This is a genomic window from Alistipes sp. i18-0019-D1 (genome assembly GCF_042852885.1).
In the GTDB taxonomy this organism is placed as follows: domain Bacteria; phylum Bacteroidota; class Bacteroidia; order Bacteroidales; family Rikenellaceae; genus Alistipes.
The window spans coordinates 2,032,616-2,049,660 of sequence record NZ_AP031424.1; the positions used below are offsets into that span (position 1 = coordinate 2,032,616).

A 17,045-nucleotide genomic window follows, 5' to 3' on the forward strand; every position below is an offset into this window, starting at 1 on the left:
TTTTCGAACAGTTACAACTTGTTATTGTTAATTATTCAAATTTAATACCTTCTATTGGCATTAGGCCCACTTCACCAGCGCGAAGTCCATGCGGTGGGGCAGGAGCGGGTTCGAGGGGTAGATGCGCAGCGCCACGTCGAAAGTGCCGGCTTCGTCGGGCGTGTAGTCGAGCGAGTAGGTGACCCGGCTTCCGTCGGCCTTCGTGCGTTCCAGCTGGATCGTGCGGGTGACGTTGACGGACTGTCCGCCGACGATCTGCCGCGCGACGACCATCTCCACGCCGATGTCCTCGGGCCGGAGGTTGGCGATGTCGAGCGTCACGGCGAACTGGTACTTCTCGCCGACGCAGACGGCCTCCTTGTCGATCTTCACGCGCTGCACGTCGACGATGCGCACCTGGTCCCATGCGGCGGAGACCTTGCGCTTCCAGGCCGCGATCTCGCGGGCCATGCGGTAGGCCTCGGCGCTCATCTCGCGTTTGCGCGCGGCGAGCTTGTCGTAGAACCGGTTCTCGTAGTCGGTCAGCATGCGGTTGGTCGTGAAGTTCGAGGCGATGTCGGCCACGCACTTCTTCACCGACGAAACCCACTCGTGCGGGATGCCGTCCGTGTCGCGGGCGTAGTATTTCGGGGCGATCTGCTCCTCGATGGTGTTGTAGATCATCTCGGCGTCGAGTTCGTCCTGGTAGTGCTGGTCGGCGAAGGTGCGCTCCATCGGAAGCATCCATCCGGCGCCCTCCTTGTAGCCCTCGACCCACCAGCCGTCGAGCACGGAGAATTGCAGCACGCCGTTCATCACGCACTTCTCGCCCGAGGTGCCCGAGGCTTCGAGCGGCCGCGTGGGCGTGTTCAGCCATACGTCGACACCCTGCACCATGCGGCGGGCGAGTTCCATGTCGTAGTTTTGCAGGAAGAGGATCTTGCCCACGAACTGCGGCATGGCGGCCACCTCGACGATGCGCCGGATCAGGTCCTGTCCCGGCTTGTCGTTGGGGTGCGCCTTGCCCGCGAAGATGAACTGCACGGGACGCTCCTTGTTGTTGACGATCGCCGCCAGACGGTCGAGGTTCGTGAACAGCAGGTAGGCGCGTTTGTAGGTGGCGAAGCGGCGTGCGAAACCGATGGTCAGCACGTCGGGCTTGATGCCCTCGATGACCTGAAGCATCTGGCGCGGCGAGTCGAGGCGCACCTGCCGGGGGTCGCTGTAACGCCGGCGGATATGCTTGATGAGCTTGTTCTTGAGCTTCATGCGCTCCTCCCACAGCTCCGCGTCGGGGATGTCGTGGACCTTCTGCCAGGCCGGGATGTCATAGACGTGGCCTTCGAATCCGTCGCCGAAGTAACGGGCGTAGAGGCGGCGCAGCGACGAGGCGATCCACGTCGGGAAGTGCACGCCGTTGGTGACGTAGCCGATGTGCAGCTCGTTCTTGAAGTAGCCCGGCCACATGTTGCCCAGGATCTCCTTCGAGACCTCGCCGTGGAGCCACGAAACGCCGTTGACCTCCTGCGAGAGGTTGCAGGCCAGCACCGACATCGAGAACTTCTCGTTGGGGTCGTTGGGATTGGTCTTGCCCAGGTTGATATACTGCTCCCAGGTGATGCCCAGCACGTCGGGATAGTGCGACATGTACTGGCGGATCATCGACTCGGGGAATGCGTCGTGGCCTGCGGGCACGGGGGTGTGCGTTGTGAAGAGCGACGACGAGCGCACCACCTCCAGCGCCTCGGAGAACGAGAGCTTGCGGTGGTTCACCAGGTCGCGGATGCGCTCGACGCCGATGAATGCGGCGTGGCCCTCGTTGCAGTGGAACACGTCGTGCTTGATGCCCAGCTGACGCAGCGCGCGGATGCCGCCGATGCCCAGCAGGATCTCCTGCTTGAGGCGGTTCTCCCAATCGCCTCCGTAGAGGTAGTGGGTGATCTGGCGGTCCTCTTCGAGGTTGTCCTCGATGTCGGCGTCGAGCAGGTAGAGGTCCGTGCGGCCCACCTGGCACTTCCAGACGCGCGCCGAGAGCGTGCGGCCCGGGAAGGCGATGGTGACCGTCACCCAGCCTCCGGCCTCGTCGCGCACGGGCGAGATCGGCAGTTTGTAGAAATTCTGCGCCTCATAGGTGGCCTCCTGCGCACCCTGCGCCGAAAGGCGTTGGGTGAAGTAGCCGTAGCGGTAGAGAAGGCCCACGGCGGCCATCGGAACGTTCTTGTCCGAAGCCTCCTTCAGGTAGTCGCCGGCCAGGATGCCCAGGCCGCCCGAGTAGATCTTCAGCGACGAGTGCAGGCCGTATTCCATCGAGAAGTACGAAACCGTCGTCGCCTTCGGGTCGGGCTTCTCGTTCATGTAGTCGCGGAACTGCGTGTGCACGGCGTCGAGCTGCGCCAGGAAGTTCGTGTCTTTCTCCAGTTCCTTCATCCGCTCGACGCTCATCTTGTCGAGGAAGGCGATCGGGTTGCGGTCCGATTCGGCCCACAGCGCGGGGTCGATGCCTTCGAACAGGTCGCGGGCGCCGGGGTTCCAGCACCACCAGAGGTTGCGCGAAAGCTCTTCGAGGGCGTGCAGCCGCTTGGGCAGCGTCTTGTCGACCATCATGCGGTTCCAGACGGGTTTCTCGACGAAAAGCTGCTGGCGCACGAAGTTGATCTGCTCGGTTTTCGTGCCGCCGTCGAGCACGGCGCGGTTGGTGCGGACGATCGAACTCTCGACCGCCTCGGAGTAGGCCTGTTCGTAGGCCGCGAAGAGGTGCTCCCAGAGCGCCGTCAGCGAGATTTCATAGGCCGAGGTGTGCTGTTCGTTGACGTGTTTTTCGTCCAGCAGGCTGAAGCGCAGCAGCGTATCGGCGATCTTCGCCTCGACCTCCTTGTCGTTGTAGTCGTCGCGGCGGATGACCTCCACGCCGGCGTGCTCGCGCTGCTTGTCGACCCAGATGCCGAACCCGGCCAGCGTCGTGGTGACCGTCGGGATGGAGAAGGCCACCGACTCCAGCGGGGTGTAGCCCCATGGCTCGTAGTAGGAGGGGAAAACCGTGATGTCCATGCCCACGAGCAGTTCGTAGTAATCCTTGTGGAAGATGCCGTCGGCCTTGTTGAGGTATGTGGGCACGAAGATCACCTTCACCTTCGATCCGGGATCGGTGAGGTTGCTGTTCTTCAGCGCGTTCACGATGGGGTCCCACGTCGCGTTTTCAAGGTAGTGGGTCGAATGTCTGTACTGGCCTGCGTCGATGGGCTTCGACGGGTCGGCCAGATGAGCCTGCAAATCGAGGCGCGGGCCGCGGTTGCCGGCCGGCACGGTGATGTAGGCCAGCACCTCGCGCCGGAGACGGTCCGAGGCGGCGAGCTGCTTGAGCGACTCGATGAAGACGTCGATACCCTTGTTGCGGAATTCGTAGCGGCCGCTGGTTCCGACGATCAGCGGGTCGCCCGTGAATTTTTCGCCCAGGCAGGCCTCGGCCACCGCGATCATCGCCCGGCGGGCTTCGTCGCGTTTGGCGTAGTACTCCTCGCCGGCCCATACGAAGTCGTTCTCGAAGCCGTTGGGCGTCACGCCGTCCGGTTCGCGCCCCAGCAGGTATTTGCATTCGTTGGCCGTGATGTCGCTCACCGTCAGGAATGCGTCGTGGTAGGCGGCGGCCATCTTCTCGATCGAGTGTTTGGCCGTGACGTTGAACTGGCGCGCCAGCTCGTCGGCGTTGAATTTCGGGAGGTCGTTGTAGAGCGGCAGGCGGTTGCCGGCGATGCAGCGGCCCATGACCGTGGCGTGGGTGGTGAACACCGTGGCGATGTAGGGGGCGTGTTTGCGCAGGTACAGCCCGCCCGCGGCGGTCATCCACTCGTGGAAATGCGCGACAGCCTTCTCGGTCGGCGTGCCGAAGGTCTCGACGTAGGAGGCGATCACGACGCCTGCGGCCCATCCGAACAGCACCGGCTCGATGTAGTCCCACTGGCCCGAGATCGAGTCCACGTGGTACGATTCCCAGAGGCTTTTGAGTATTTCGTCCTTGCGGGGGATCAGCGACGAGAAATCGACCAGCACCGCCGTCGGCTCGCCCTTGATTTTCCAGCGGCCGACGCGGACGCGGATGCCTTCGTTGTAGAGGCTCTGGCGCCAGGCCTTCAGCTGGTTGGGGTCCTCCTCGAACTCCGGGTTGACGCCCTCGTGCGAGAGGTCGGGACCCAGCAGGACGTAGCGGTCTGCGAATTTGCGGGTGACGGTCTGCGCTTTGGTCGAAATGACGGTGTGGATGCCGCCGACCTTGTTGCATACTTCCCAACTTACTTCGAACAGCAAATCGGGGGAGTGTTTGGCATTGCTCATATACTTATGCTAATTTGTAATTTTCGTGACGAACCGAAGAAGAATTCGGCCGCAAAGGTAACACTTATATTTATATTAAACAATCGGGATTGGATGTTTCTAAAAATATTTAATAATAACTTAACATTTCTGTTTCACTTGGTTGCGGTGTCCGGTTCCGTTTCGAAAAACGTTTCGATCACCGCGTCGGAGACCAGCATCCGAGCCGGCGGGACGGCCATCCGGCCCGCTGCGAGGACGAGCGTGCGGCTCGCCAGCCACGGTTCCGCGTCGCGCATCATCCGTGCCGCGCGTTCCTTCCCGAACAGCCTTTCCGCCTCCCGGACGTCGATGCCTTCGGCCGTGCGCAGCCGTGTCATCACGTATTCGTTGAAGCGGTCGCGGTCGGTGAGCACCTCCGCTTCGGCGGGCGCCCCGCCGATGTATTCCGCCACCGAACCGACGTTCCAGCGGCGTTCCCGGCCGTCGAACGAGTGGGCTGCGGGGCCGATGCCGAGGTACTTCACGCCGTGCCAGTAGGCTGCGTTGTGGCGGGCGCGGAAGCCGGGCAGGGCGAAATTCGAAACCTCGTAGTGTTCGAACCCTGCCCCGGTCAGCGTTTCGTGCACGAGGGCGTATTCCGCTTCGCTGGTCGCTTCGTCCACCGGGGCGAACTGTCCGCGGGCGGCCTGCCGTCCGAAGGCCGTACCGGGTTCGACGGTCAAATGGTATGCCGAAATGTGCTGCACGCCCAGCGCGAGGGCGCCGTCGAGCGAGCGGCGCAGCGCGTCGCCGCCGAAACCCGGCACGCCGAAAATCAGGTCGACGGTGATATTTTCGTAACCTTCGCGCTTCGCGCTGCGCACGGCCTGAACGGCTTGCGCCGCATTGTGGCGGCGGTTCATCAGCTTGAGGCATGCGTCGTCGAACGACTGGATGCCGACCGACAGGCGGTCGACACCCGCGCGGCGCAGTGCCGCAAGGTAGGCGGGCGTGAGGTCGTCGGGGTTGGCTTCGAGCGTGGTCTCCTCCGCTGCAGAGCAATCGAACAGCATTGCGGCATGGTCCAACAGCCCCGCGACAGCCTCCGGGGCGCACAGCGAGGGGGTTCCGCCGCCGAAGTAGCGGGTGCGCACAGGCTCGCCGCCCAGGTATTCCCGCCGGGCGTCCAGTTCGCGGTGCATGGACTCCAGAAGCGGGTCCATGCGGCGCAGGTCGACGCTTTTGTAGAAATCGCAGTAGGCGCAGACGCGCTTGCAGAAGGGTATGTGGAAATAAAGTCCGGCCATATTAACAAAGATACGAAAAAGGCGGATGGTTGCAAAACTGAATTGCGTCCGGTGCGGGAAAACCTTCCGATGCATAAAAGTGTCGTCACGACACCAAAGATACGAAAAAGGCGGATGGTTTATTCCGGCTGCCAGATCGATTCGACGGAGAACACCTCCAGGTCGCAGACCCTGATCCGTTTGCCCCGGAAGCGGAATCCCCGGTCGTTGCCGGCCTCGGGACGGCGCTCCATGGAGTAGGAGTACAGTCCGCCGTCGATGAATACTTCGACCGAGGTGCGGTCGATGTAGATGTCGGCCGTCAGGCGCATGCTGGTCGGGTCCTGCGGAGAGTAGAAACGGCCGTTGAGGGTGTTGTGGTTCATGTCGTAGGCGACGAGCGGCTGGCCGGAGAGCGTGAGCGAGGCGTCCGTCGCGTGCGAAAGTTCGATGGTCGTCCGGATGCGGAGCCGGTCGGCCGTTCCGAACTCCTCCAGCCTGCGGCCGGCCTCTTCCGCCGTCAGCTCCCGCCATTCGCCCAGCGGGCGGAACAGCCGGTCGAGTTCGGCGACCGGCGTGCTGACCAGCCGCACGCCGTCCTTGGTCGTACGCAGCGTCAGTTCCGTGGGCATCGTCATCATGCCCTTGAAAGGCATCCCGGGGTGCGAAATGCGGCCCCAGCCGATCTGGATGCGCCGTCCGTCGGCGGCCGGAATGTTCGTGTAGGTCTGGGCCGCGTAGATGCTGCCCGACGTGTAGCGGTGTTTGCCCGACTCGGGACGGAACACCCGGCCGTCGAACGATCCGAGCATGTAGGTTCCCGAAGCCCCGTACATCACCCATTTCGTGTTGCCGGGGTCGCCGTCGACCGGAAGTTCGAACAGTTCGGGGCATTCCCAGAATCCGGTGACATGGCTCTCGTAGGTCCAGCGTTTCAGGTCGGGCGAGGTGTAGATCGAGTGTCCGTCGCGTTCGTTGAGCACCAGCACCCAATGTCCGGCGGGGGCGTACCAGAACACTTTGGGATCGCGCGTGTCCTTGCTGTTCCATTTGTCCCGGGAGTCGATCACCGGGTTGCCGGCGTATTTGGTGAACGTGCGGCCGTTGTCGAGGCTGTAAGCCACGCACTGCACCTGCCTCTCGGGACCTGCCGCCGTGTAGACGGCGACCAGGGCGGGCGTGCCGTCGCGGTTGAACCCCGCGGTGTTGGCGCAGTCGATGACTGCCGATCCGGAATACATCGTTCCCAGGCCGTCGGGAAAGAGTGCGTCGGGCAGTTCCTCCCAATGTACGAGGTCCTTGCTGACGGCATGTCCCCAGTGCATGTTCTGCCACTCGCGCTCGTAGGGGTTGTGCTGGTAGAAGAGGTGGTATTCGCCGTCGTGGAAAACAAGGCCGTTCGGGTCGTTGATCCAGCCCCGGCGGGTCGTGAAGTGGAACTGCGGGCGGTTCTTTTCGCGGTAGAGGCTGTCCTGTCCGGCGATCCGGTCCGACTGATAGATTTTCCCGAGTCCCCGCGGGTCGCCGTCGTAGGCGATCCGCACGGTCTTCCCTTCAAGAGCCGACACGTCCCGGAACACCCAGTAGTCCGCCTCTTCGGGGGCCAGCCGGATCGCCACCGAAAGGGCCGGTTCACCTTCCGTTTCGAAGGTCATGCGGCCCCGCTCCTGCCCGTGGGAGACCGGGAAGTTGAGGTAGCGTTTCGTGATTTTCAGCGCGATGTTCTCGGCCTGTACGCCCGAAGCGCACAGGGGCAGCAGCGAGCAGAGTATCAAAGTCATTTTCGTCCGTGTTTTCATGGCGGGTCGGCAGTTGCGGGTTGATGGGGAACGTATTCCGGGGTTCTCTTTCCGGGCGGAAAAACCGCTCTCCCTCAAAGGTAATAAAAAATCGGCGGAAGAAAAACGGGGCGTCCCGTACGGTGCGGGTAAATTGCGGCAAAATCTTTGCCGGACAATCTCCGCAAGGGTTTGCGAAGGGCTTCCCGGCGGTGCTGTACGAGGCTATGAATGAAGTGTATAGCACTATCGGAAAAAATAATAAATATTTTTTGTAATTTCTGCTGTTAATTTTTTCACAAATCTGAAAGTTTTTCTACCTTTGTGCCGTTGAAGTCCGGACTTGCGGACCGAAACGTCAGGTTGAAAAGAGGAGTTTTAATCAAATAAATTACAATTATGGACAAAATGGATTTGAAAAAGTACGGGATCACGGGCGTAACCGAGATCGTGTACAATCCCTCCTACGACGAGCTGTTCCGTGAGGAGACGAAAAAGGGGCTGCGCGGTTATGAGAAGGGTCAGCTGACCGAGACCGGCGCCGTGAACGTGATGACCGGCGTTTACACCGGCCGTTCGCCCAAGGACAAGTTCTTCGTAATGGACGAGACCACCAAGGACACGATCTGGTGGACCTCCGACGAATATAAGAACGACAACAAGCCGGTTACGAAGAAGGCTTGGAAAGAACTGAAGAAAATCGCCGTCGAGGAGCTTTCGGGCAAGAAACTCTACGTTGTGGACACGTTCTGCGGCGCCAACGAGAACTCGCGTCTGAAGATCCGTTTCATCATGGAGGTCGCCTGGCAGGCTCACTTCGTGAAGAACATGTTCATCCGTCCGACGGACGAGGAACTGGAGAAGTACGGCGAGCCCGACTTCGTAGTGCTCAACGCTTCGAAAGCCAAGGTGAAGGACTACAAGAAACTGGGTCTGAACTCGGAGACCGCCGTTGTCTTCAACCTCACCGAGAAGATGCAGGTGATCATCAACACCTGGTACGGCGGCGAGATGAAGAAGGGTATGTTCTCCTACATGAACTACCTGCTTCCGCTGAAGGGCATGGCTTCGATGCACTGCTCGGCCAACACCAACGAGAAGGGCGAGACCGCTATCTTCTTCGGTCTGTCGGGAACCGGCAAGACCACGCTTTCGACCGACCCGAAGCGCCAGCTCATCGGCGACGACGAGCACGGCTGGGACGACGACGGCGTATTCAACTTCGAGGGCGGCTGCTACGCCAAGGTGATCAACCTCTCGCAGGAGAACGAGCCTGACATCTGGAACGCCATCCGCCGCAACGCGCTGCTGGAGAATGTGACGGTGGACAAGAAGGGCAAGATCGACTATGCCGACAAGTCGGTTACGGAGAACACCCGCGTATCGTACCCGATCTTCCACATCGAGAACATCGTGAAACCCGTATCGAAGGCTCCGGCCGCCAAGAAGGTCATCTTCCTCTCGGCCGACGCATTCGGCGTACTGCCCCCGGTTTCGATCCTGACCCCCGAGCAGACGAAGTACTACTTCCTCTCGGGCTTCACCGCCAAGCTCGCAGGTACGGAGCGCGGCATCACCGAGCCTACGCCGACCTTCTCGGCCTGCTTCGGCGCAGCCTTCCTGTCGTTGCACCCCACCAAGTACGGTGAGGAACTGGTGAAGAAGATGCAGAAGTCGGGCGCCAAGGCCTATCTCGTGAACACGGGCTGGAACGGAACCGGCAAGCGTATCTCGATCAAGGACACGCGCGGCATCATCGACGCGATCCTCGACGGTTCGATCGACAAGGCTCCGACCAAGACCATGCCTATCTTCGATTTCGTGGTTCCGACCGCCCTGCCGGGCGTAGATCCCGCTATTCTCGATCCGCGCGACACCTACAAGAGCGCCAAGGATTGGGAGGTTAAGGCAGAGGATCTGGCCAACCGTTTCGTGAAGAACTTCGTGAAATTCACGGGTAACGAGGAGGGTAAGAAGCTCGTAACCGCAGGCCCGAAGGTAAAGTAATTCCCTGCGGCTTGAGCCGCTGCAAATGATGAATCCCGGTTTCCCGCAGTGGAGACCGGGATTTTTTATGAACAGGCGCGGCCCGGCCGACGGCGGCGGGTGTGTGCGGGACGGGTTTGCGGACGGAGACGGTCCGTCCGCGCCGGTTGCCGCCGACGTTACCGCGATGATGCGGGGGCATGGAAGGGCGGGACCGGATAACCGGATGGAAAAAAGCCCGGCTGGAATTCATTCCAGCCGGGCTTTTTCGCGTTGCGGAGCCGGCGGGTCAGACCGTCATGATCTCCTTCTCCTTTTTCGAAAGCGCCTCGTCCAGCGTCTTGGAGAACTTTTCGAGCAGTTTCTGCGACTGCGTTTCGCCGTCCTTCGACTCGTCCTCGGGCATGCCCTCCTTCTGGGCCTTCTTGAAGGACTCCACCGCGTCGCGGCGGGCGTTGCGCAGGCTGATGCGGGCGGTCTCCGCCTCGGCGCGCACCTGCTTCACCAGTTCCTTGCGGCGCTCCTCCGTAAGGGGCGGAATCGTCAGGCGGATCTGCTCGCCGTTGTTCGAGGGCGTCAGGCCGATGTTCGAGTCGATGATGGCCTTCTCGATCGGGCGCAGCATGTTCTTGTCCCACGGCTGGATCAGGATGGTCTTGGCATCGGGTACGGTGACGCTGGCCGCGCCCGAAACGGGAACCTGCGAGCCGAAATAGTCGACCATCACGCCGTTCAGGGCGTTGGGCGACGCCTTGCCGGCGCGAACGTTCAAAAGTTCCTCTTCGAGGTGGTCGATGGCCTTCTGCATGCGGCCCGTAGCTTCGTTGAGAATCGTCTTGGTATCCATAAGTGTTGGGGTTTAATTTCCGAGTGTTTTTTCAATGGTGCGGATCAGTTCCTCGAATTCATGTTCGTCGTAGCCCACTGTGGCCAGCACGACCTTGCCTTTGCGGTCGATCACGAAATTCCGCGGGATGTAGTTCGAGGCGTAGCGGTCGTAGACGGTGCGCGCGGGGTCGAGCCCCATCGGGAAGGTGTAACCCGTCTTTTCGCGAAACGCCTCCACGGCCTCGCGTTTCTCGCCGCGCGACACGGGCAGGAAGACGAACGGCTTGCCGGCGAAGCGGTCGATGATGTCCGTCTGCACGCGGGTCAGCTCCTGCCGGCAGGGCGGACACCACGTGGCCCAGAAGTTGAGCAGCACGACGTTGCCCTTCAGGTCGTCGAGCGTCACGGAGCTGCCGTCGACCATTTCGACCGTAAAGTCCGGGGCCATGTCGCCGGCCTTTACGAGCGTCGTCGATTCGGTTTGCGTTTCGGACTCCTTTTCGGCCTCTCCGGAGGGCAGCAGCAGGATTGCGACGATGATCACGACGATCAGCGCCAGCATCACCCACAGCGATTTGTTGCTTTTCTTGGTTGCCATAGTCTTACAGTTTTACCAGCGTTCCGATCTTCTCCCCGGCAAGGACCTTGCCGAGGTTGCCCGCGGTGTCCATGTCGAAGACGATGATCCGGAGTCCGTTCTCGCGGCAGAGCGTGAAGGCCGTGAGGTCCATGACCTTCAGACGGCGGTCGAGTACCTCCTCGAACGTGATTTCGTCGAACTTCGTCGCCGCGGGGTCCTTCTCGGGATCGGCCGTGTAGACGCCGTCCACGCGGGTTCCCTTCAGCATCACGTCGGCCTCGATCTCGATGCCGCGCAGCGCCGACGCCGAGTCGGTCGTGAAGTAGGGGTTCGACGTGCCGCCTCCGACGATCACCACATAGCCCGCTTCGAGATACTCGATGGCACGGGCCTTGGAGTAGTATTCGCCGATGGGTTCCATGCGGATCGAGGTGAGCACCTTGCATCGGACGCCGTTGTCTTCGAGCGCCGACTGGAGCGCCAGCGAGTTGATGATCGTGGCGAGCATGCCCATCTGGTCGCCTTTCACGCGGTCGAAGCCCTTTTTGGCGCCCGTGAGGCCGCGGAAAATGTTGCCGCCGCCGATGACGATGCCGATCTGGACGCCCGTCGCCGCGGCCGCCTTGATCTGTTCGGCATAGGATTGCAGCATCTCGGGGGAAAGCCCGTATTTCTGTTCGCCCTGCAGCGATTCGCCGCTCAATTTCAGGAGTATTCGCTTGTATTTCATCGTGGGTCGCATTTTATCGTAATGCGAAGATAGGTATTTTTTCGAAAAAATTCATATATATTCCTTATCTTTGGTGTCGTGACGGCACTTTTACCGGTCGGAACGTTCTGCCGGGCCGCGCGCGATTCGGTTTTGGAGTCGTCCGTTCTTTTTTCTATCTTTGCAATCCTTATGGCGTCGGAAGAATATAAACTGCTCGATACGATTTCCTCACCGCGGGAGTTGAAAAAACTCCCGCCGGAGGAGCTGTCCGCCTACTGCGACGAGTTGAGGCGTTACATCATCGACGAATGTGCGGTCAATCCGGGCCACCTGGCTTCGAGCCTCGGGGCCGTGGAGCTGGCCGCGGCCCTGCATTACGTTTTCGACACCCCGGAGGACAAGATCGTCTGGGACGTCGGCCACCAGACCTACGCCCACAAGATCATCACGGGGCGCCGCGAGGCCTTCCGGACCAAACGGCGGCTGGGGGGCATCAGCGGTTTCCCGCGCATGTCCGAGAGCGAATACGACGCCTTCGGGGGCGGGCACGCTTCGGTGTCGATCTCCGCGGCGTTCGGCATGGCCAAGGCGGCCGAACTGCGGGGCGAGAAGCGGCAGGTCGTGGCCGTTATCGGCGACGGCTCGATGACCGGAGGCCTCGCCTTCGAGGGGCTGAACAACGCTGGAGCCTCGAAGCGCACCAACCTGCTGGTGATTCTCAACGACAACAACATGGCCATCGACCAGGCCACGGGGGCGCTGAAAAACTACCTGCTGAAAATTTCGACCTCGGTGCACTACAACCGTTTCAAACAACGGTTGTGGGGGCTGATGTCGCATACGCCGCGGCTGCTGCGGCTCTGCCAGAAGGCGGGCAACGCCGTGAAGCAGGGGCTGCTGAACAAGAGCAACCTGTTCGAAAGCCTCAATTTCCGCTATTTCGGCCCGGTGGACGGCCACAACCTCAAGGAGTTGGTGCGGACACTTCGGGCGCTGCGCGACATCGAGGGGCCTAAACTGCTGCACGTGATGACGGTAAAGGGCAAGGGTTACCTTCCGGCCGAGCACGACCAGCCCGCCTGGCACGCTCCGGGGCGTTTCAACCCCGACACGGGCGAGCGGATTTCGGCTCCGGGCGGCGCGGCGCGTTATCAGGACGTATTCGGCGAAACCCTGCTGGAGCTGGCCCGCCGCGACGAGCGCGTCGTGGGCGTCACGCCCGCCATGCCGTCGGGCTGTTCGATGAACATCCTGCTGCGCGAGATGCCCGGCCGCTGTTTCGACGTGGGCATCGCCGAAGGGCATGCCGTAACCTTCTCGGCAGGACTGGCCGCGGCGGGCATGGTCCCCTTCTGCAACATCTATTCGACCTTCATGCAGCGGGCCTACGACAATGTGATTCACGACGTTGCGATCCAAGACCTTCCGGTGGTGATGTGTCTCGACAGGGGCGGTCTGGTGGGCGAGGACGGGGTGACGCACCACGGGGTCTTCGACATGGCCGCTTTCGGTGCCGTGCCGGGGCTGACGATCGCCGCGCCGATGAATGAACCCGAACTGCGCAACATGATGTATACGGCCCTGGGATCGGGCCATCCCTTCATGATCCGCTACCCGCGGGGGCACGGCGAGGGTCTGCCGTGGCGCGGCGAGAAGTTCGAGGCGCTGCCCGTCGGACGGGGCCGCCGCCTGCGCGAAGGCGACGATGTGGCGCTGGTGAGTGTCGGGACCGTCGGCAACGCCGCCGCGCGGGCTGCCGAACGCGCCGCCGCGGAAGGCGTGAACGCCGCCCATTACGACCTGCGTTTCGTGAAACCGCTGGATGAAGCGTTGCTGGACGAGGTGGGACGTAAGTTCCGCCGTGTGGTCACGGTCGAGGACGGTGCGCTGCGCGGAGGTGTCGGCGAAGCGGTCGCGGCGTTCTTCAACGACCGCGGCTACGACGTGCGGGTGCACCGGCTCGGCATCGGCGACGAGTGGGTAGAGCACGGCACGCCCGGGCAGCTGTACGCTCTTTGCGGCTACGACGAGGAGGGTATTCTGCGCGCCCTGCTCGATACCCGCGCGTAAATTTTCCGCAACGCACTTTTCCGGCACAAATTCTGCGTGATGGCTTCCCAAAACGACCGGGAAGTGAAAATCGTCATTCTATTGCTTGTTGCCGCCCTGCTGATTCTGGGTGCGGTGGCTGTCGCGGCGGCTTCGGACCGCATCGACCGTATGCCTGTCGCCGTGTTCGACCTGCGGCGCTATATGGGAACATGGTATGAGATCGCCCGCTACGACCATTCGTTCGAACGGCGGCTGGCGGGTGTGCAGGCCCACTACGAATTGCGGCCCGACGGCCGGGTCGCCGTCGAGAACAGCGGTGTCGACTACCGTTCGGACCGCCGCAAACGGGCGCGCGGCAAGGCCCATGCCACGGCGATGCCGGGGCGTTTGCGGGTCTCGTTTTTCTGGTTTTTCTATTCGGATTACAACGTGCTGGAACTCGGTCCCGATTACGACTGGGCGCTGGTGGGCAGCAGTTCGTCGAAATACCTCTGGATTCTCTCGCGCACGCCCCGTCTGCCGAGCCGCACGCTCAACCACATCCTGCGGCTGGCCGAAGCGCGGGGGTACCGTACCGGAAAGCTGTTGTTCGTGGACCAGGGGTAGGGGATTCCGCCGCCTTTCGGTCGGCAGTCAATCGCGGTCTTCGCCTGCAATGAACCGGCTAACGCTGGCTCCGGGCGGCTATTCGCGGGGGCGCACGCGCCCTGCCCCCTCCGCTCGCGCTTTTCCGGTCCGTCGTTTCTCGGTTCCGGCCTGATACATTACATGGTAAATACCCAGTCGTCGCCTTTCGAGAGGACCGGGTCCAGGCGGAAGCCTTCCCATTCGAACGCCCGGAGCGCCGCGGGATCGGCGATGCGGTTTTTCAGGATATGGCGCGTCATCTCTCCGCGGCACATTTTGGTATAGACCACGATGGTTTTCAGCCGGTCGCCCTCGCGGACGCGGAATTCGGGCGTGATGACCCGCGCCTCGCGGCAGACGCGTTTCCAGTCGAACAGCCGTTTCATCTCTCCGCTCGCCAGGTTGACCAGGATGCCGTCGTCGGCGTGAATCCGGCCGAGCAGGTCGTCGGTCAGCCGGCTTTGCCAATAGGAAAACATCGTTTCGTCGCCGTGTCCGGGCAGTACGGCGTCGCCTTCGAGCCGGTAGGTGCGGATGGCGTCCAGCGGGCGGAGCAGTCCGTAGAGGAACGAGGTGATGTTGAGGTGCCGCTGGGCGTATTCGAAATCGGCGTCGGTGAAACTCGCCGCGTCGATGCGCTTGAAAACGATTCCCGTATAGGCCGCGATGGCCGGAAGCGCCGCATCGTCGTCACCGTGGAAGCGGCCGTAGCGCAGACGGTTTTCGGCGGCGATACGGCGGTTAACGCCCAGGAGCCGGGCCAGTTCGTCGGTCGGGAGCGTCGCCAGTTCGGCGGCCAGTCGGGCGGCCTCGTTGCGGTAGGCGGGCCGGGTCGTGCGGGGCGTCGGGACGGAACTGCGCTCCGACATCGTTTTGGCGCAGGAGAGGAGTATTTGCATGGCGTCCGGGCGTTAGGCTACGGAGCAGGGGACGCCGAGCGCTTCGACGCGCTCGGCGACGGCCTGCAGTTCCTCTTTGGTGACCTTTTCGAGCGTCGGGCAGGGGGTGTCGCGGTCGAGCGAGTAGACCATCACCTGCCGCGGGCGGATTTCGGCGACGAGCCGGAGCCAGGCCGAGACCTCCTCTTCGGTGGTGTTGTCGACGGGCTGCCCGCCGCACTCCCCGCGCAGGAACATCGTTTGCAGGATCATGCGGCCGTCGAAGCGTTTCATCGCTTCGACGATGCTCCGCACCGAATAGGACGCGTTCTGCGGGTTGTTCATCCGCCGCACCGTCGCGTCGAATGCCGAGTCGAGTTTGAGGATGTTGTTGTCCACGCGCAGCAGGGCGCGGCGAACGCTGTCGCGGTGGATCTGCGTGGCGTTGGAGAGCACCGAGACCTTTGCCGCGGGGCACAGCGCGTCGCGCAGGGCGATCGTGTCGCCGATGACGGCTTCGAACTCGGGGTGCATGGTCGGCTCGCCGTTGCCGGCGAAGGTGATCACGTCGGGCGGGGTTCCGTCGGCCACCATGCGCCGCAGGGTGGCTTCGAGCTGCGTGCGCACGTCCTCTCGGGCGTTGAAGCGGCGTCCGCCCGGGTGTTCGGCATTCCAGCCGCATTCGCAGTAGATGCAGTCGAACGAGCAGAGCTTCGAGGAGAGCGGGAGGAGGTTGACTCCCAGCGAAAGGCCCAGCCGCCGCGAATGCACCGGGCCGAAAATAATGTCGTGGAATAGCGATGTCATGGAGCAAAGATAAGTAAAACGAAAATGTTTTGCTATATTTACAAAAACCATTCTCGGATGAAATTCAAATTCGGACTTTTGCCGCGCGTCGTACTGGCCATTGCGCTGGGCGTCGCCTGCGGATTCTTCTTGCCCGGCTGGGCGACGCGCATCGCGCTGACTTTCAATGCGATTTTCGGACAGTTCCTGGGATTCGCCATTCCGCTGCTGATCCTCGGGCTGGTGGCTCCGGGCATCGCCGACCTGGGCCGGAACGCCGGGCGCCTGCTGGCCCTGACAGCCGCGCTGGCCTATGCCTTCACGCTCTTTTCGGGGTTCGGGACCTATCTGACGGGCCGGCTCGTCTTTCCGGCGCTGCTCGAAGGTTCCGCGGCCGTGCTGCCCGAGGAGGGGGCGGCCCTTGCACCCTATTTCACGGTCGAGATGCCGCCCGTGATGGGTGTGATGTCGGCGCTGGTCCTCGCTTTCGTGCTGGGGCTGGGCATGGCCTATATCCGCTCGGAGACGCTCAAGGGGGCGATGGACGATTTCAAACGGATTATCGAGCTGGTGATCCTGCGCGTCATCATCCCGCTGCTGCCCTTCTACATTTTCGGCATATTCCTCTCGATGGCCCAGTCGGGGCAGGTGGCCGGGGTGTTGGGCGTCTTCGTGAAACTGATCGCGGTGATCTTCTGCATGACGGTCGTGCTGCTCCTCGTGCAGTTCTCCGTCGCGGGGCTTGTGGCGCGTAAAAATCCGCTGAAGATGCTCCGCACGATGCTGACGGCCTATGTCACGGCTCTCGGCACGCAGTCGTCCGCCGCGACGATCCCCGTGACTCTGGCCCAGACCGTCAAACTCGGCGTGCGCCCCGAACTGGCTTCGTTCGTCGTGCCGCTGTGCGCCACGATCCACCTCTCGGGCTCGATGATGAAGATCACGGCCTGTGCGCTGGCCGTGTCGATGATCGCCGGGCTGGACATTCCGGCGTCGACCTTCGCGGGGTTCATCCTGCTGCTGGCCGTAACGATGGTGGCGGCGCCGGGCGTGCCGGGCGGGGCCATCATGGCGGCGCTGGGGCTGTTGGAATCGATGCTGGGATTCGACGAGACCCTCGCGGGGCTGATGATCGCCACCTACATCGCCATGGACAGTTTCGGCACGGCGACCAACGTGACGGGCGACGGCGCCGTGGCGGTGATCGTCGATGCGATCGACCGGCGGCGCTGAAAAATCCGTTCCCGGCCCGCCTTCGGCGGT

The 17,045-nt window shown here is 62.3% G+C and carries 12 protein-coding genes; 4 read left to right on the forward strand and 8 right to left on the reverse strand.

From position 1 onward, the window contains the following. Positions 1-60: 60 nt before the first annotated feature. From glgP to ACGHP5_RS08395, 3 genes are all read right to left on the reverse strand, one after another. Positions 61-4,308 (reverse strand): alpha-glucan family phosphorylase, encoded by a 4,248-nt coding sequence (gene glgP / locus ACGHP5_RS08385; protein WP_390566195.1) that lies wholly within the window; start codon positions 4,306-4,308, stop codon positions 61-63. Positions 4,309-4,442: 134 nt separating this feature from the next. Continuing rightward, the gene (hemW, locus tag ACGHP5_RS08390) at positions 4,443-5,576 is read right to left on the reverse strand and encodes a radical SAM family heme chaperone HemW (RefSeq protein ID WP_390566197.1); all 1,134 of its coding nucleotides are present in this window, start codon (positions 5,574-5,576) and stop codon (positions 4,443-4,445) included. A 119-nt stretch (positions 5,577-5,695) separates the two neighbouring features. Further along, a complete protein-coding gene (locus ACGHP5_RS08395) occupies positions 5,696-7,336 on the reverse strand; it encodes a glycoside hydrolase family 32 protein (RefSeq protein WP_337756708.1) in 1,641 nt (546 codons plus the stop codon). Between the two features lie 396 nt (positions 7,337-7,732). Between ACGHP5_RS08395 and pckA the strand changes: the two genes are divergently transcribed. After that, complete coding sequence (gene pckA / locus ACGHP5_RS08400) at positions 7,733-9,340, forward strand: phosphoenolpyruvate carboxykinase (ATP) (protein ID WP_390566199.1); 1,608 nt, start codon at positions 7,733-7,735, stop codon at positions 9,338-9,340. A gap of 268 nt (positions 9,341-9,608) precedes the next feature. Here the strand turns inward: pckA and frr are convergent, their stop codons facing one another. From frr to pyrH, 3 genes are read right to left on the reverse strand one after another with little or no spacing between them, the layout of a single operon-like run. Further along, positions 9,609-10,166, reverse strand: a complete 558-nt coding sequence (gene frr, locus ACGHP5_RS08405; protein WP_290532626.1) for a ribosome recycling factor — start codon at positions 10,164-10,166, stop codon at positions 9,609-9,611. Positions 10,167-10,178: 12 nt separating this feature from the next. Continuing rightward, entirely contained in the window at positions 10,179-10,745 is a 567-nt protein-coding gene (locus ACGHP5_RS08410) for a redoxin domain-containing protein (protein ID WP_390566201.1), read from the reverse strand. 4 nt (positions 10,746-10,749) lie between these two features. Then, positions 10,750-11,457: a UMP kinase gene (pyrH, locus tag ACGHP5_RS08415; protein WP_290532624.1), complete on the reverse strand. Its 708-nt coding sequence runs from the start codon at positions 11,455-11,457 to the stop codon at positions 10,750-10,752. 171 nt (positions 11,458-11,628) lie between these two features. On the opposite strand from pyrH, the gene dxs reads away from it, so the two are divergent. Both dxs and ACGHP5_RS08425 read left to right on the forward strand, forming a co-directional pair. Beyond that, positions 11,629-13,509, forward strand: a complete 1,881-nt coding sequence (gene dxs, locus ACGHP5_RS08420; protein WP_390566203.1) for a 1-deoxy-D-xylulose-5-phosphate synthase — start codon at positions 11,629-11,631, stop codon at positions 13,507-13,509. Between the two features lie 63 nt (positions 13,510-13,572). Then, entirely contained in the window at positions 13,573-14,097 is a 525-nt protein-coding gene (locus ACGHP5_RS08425) for a lipocalin family protein (RefSeq protein ID WP_390566205.1), read from the forward strand. Positions 14,098-14,255: 158 nt separating this feature from the next. Here the strand turns inward: ACGHP5_RS08425 and ACGHP5_RS08430 are convergent, their stop codons facing one another. Next, complete coding sequence (locus ACGHP5_RS08430; protein ID WP_337657728.1) at positions 14,256-15,017, reverse strand: YaaA family protein; 762 nt, start codon at positions 15,015-15,017, stop codon at positions 14,256-14,258. A gap of 12 nt (positions 15,018-15,029) precedes the next feature. Next, a complete protein-coding gene (locus tag ACGHP5_RS08435; RefSeq protein WP_390566207.1) occupies positions 15,030-15,803 on the reverse strand; it encodes a radical SAM protein in 774 nt (257 codons plus the stop codon). Between the two features lie 57 nt (positions 15,804-15,860). On the opposite strand from ACGHP5_RS08435, the gene ACGHP5_RS08440 reads away from it, so the two are divergent. Beyond that, entirely contained in the window at positions 15,861-17,015 is a 1,155-nt protein-coding gene (locus ACGHP5_RS08440) for a dicarboxylate/amino acid:cation symporter (protein ID WP_290532619.1), read from the forward strand. Positions 17,016-17,045: the final 30 nt, after the last annotated feature.

Coding starts and splice junctions, on each gene's coding strand:
- glgP (WP_390566195.1), bottom strand. CDS start 4,308: ATGAGCAATGCCAAACACTCCCCCGATTTGCTGTTCGAAGTAAGTTGG.
- hemW (WP_390566197.1), bottom strand. CDS start 5,576: ATGGCCGGACTTTATTTCCACATACCCTTCTGCAAGCGCGTCTGCGCC.
- ACGHP5_RS08395 (WP_337756708.1), bottom strand. CDS start 7,336: ATGACTTTGATACTCTGCTCGCTGCTGCCCCTGTGCGCTTCGGGCGTA.
- pckA (WP_390566199.1), top strand. CDS start 7,733: ATGGACAAAATGGATTTGAAAAAGTACGGGATCACGGGCGTAACCGAG.
- frr (WP_290532626.1), bottom strand. CDS start 10,166: ATGGATACCAAGACGATTCTCAACGAAGCTACGGGCCGCATGCAGAAG.
- ACGHP5_RS08410 (WP_390566201.1), bottom strand. CDS start 10,745: ATGGCAACCAAGAAAAGCAACAAATCGCTGTGGGTGATGCTGGCGCTG.
- pyrH (WP_290532624.1), bottom strand. CDS start 11,457: ATGAAATACAAGCGAATACTCCTGAAATTGAGCGGCGAATCGCTGCAG.
- dxs (WP_390566203.1), top strand. CDS start 11,629: ATGGCGTCGGAAGAATATAAACTGCTCGATACGATTTCCTCACCGCGG.
- ACGHP5_RS08430 (WP_337657728.1), bottom strand. CDS start 15,017: ATGCAAATACTCCTCTCCTGCGCCAAAACGATGTCGGAGCGCAGTTCC.
- ACGHP5_RS08435 (WP_390566207.1), bottom strand. CDS start 15,803: ATGACATCGCTATTCCACGACATTATTTTCGGCCCGGTGCATTCGCGG.
- ACGHP5_RS08440 (WP_290532619.1), top strand. CDS start 15,861: ATGAAATTCAAATTCGGACTTTTGCCGCGCGTCGTACTGGCCATTGCG.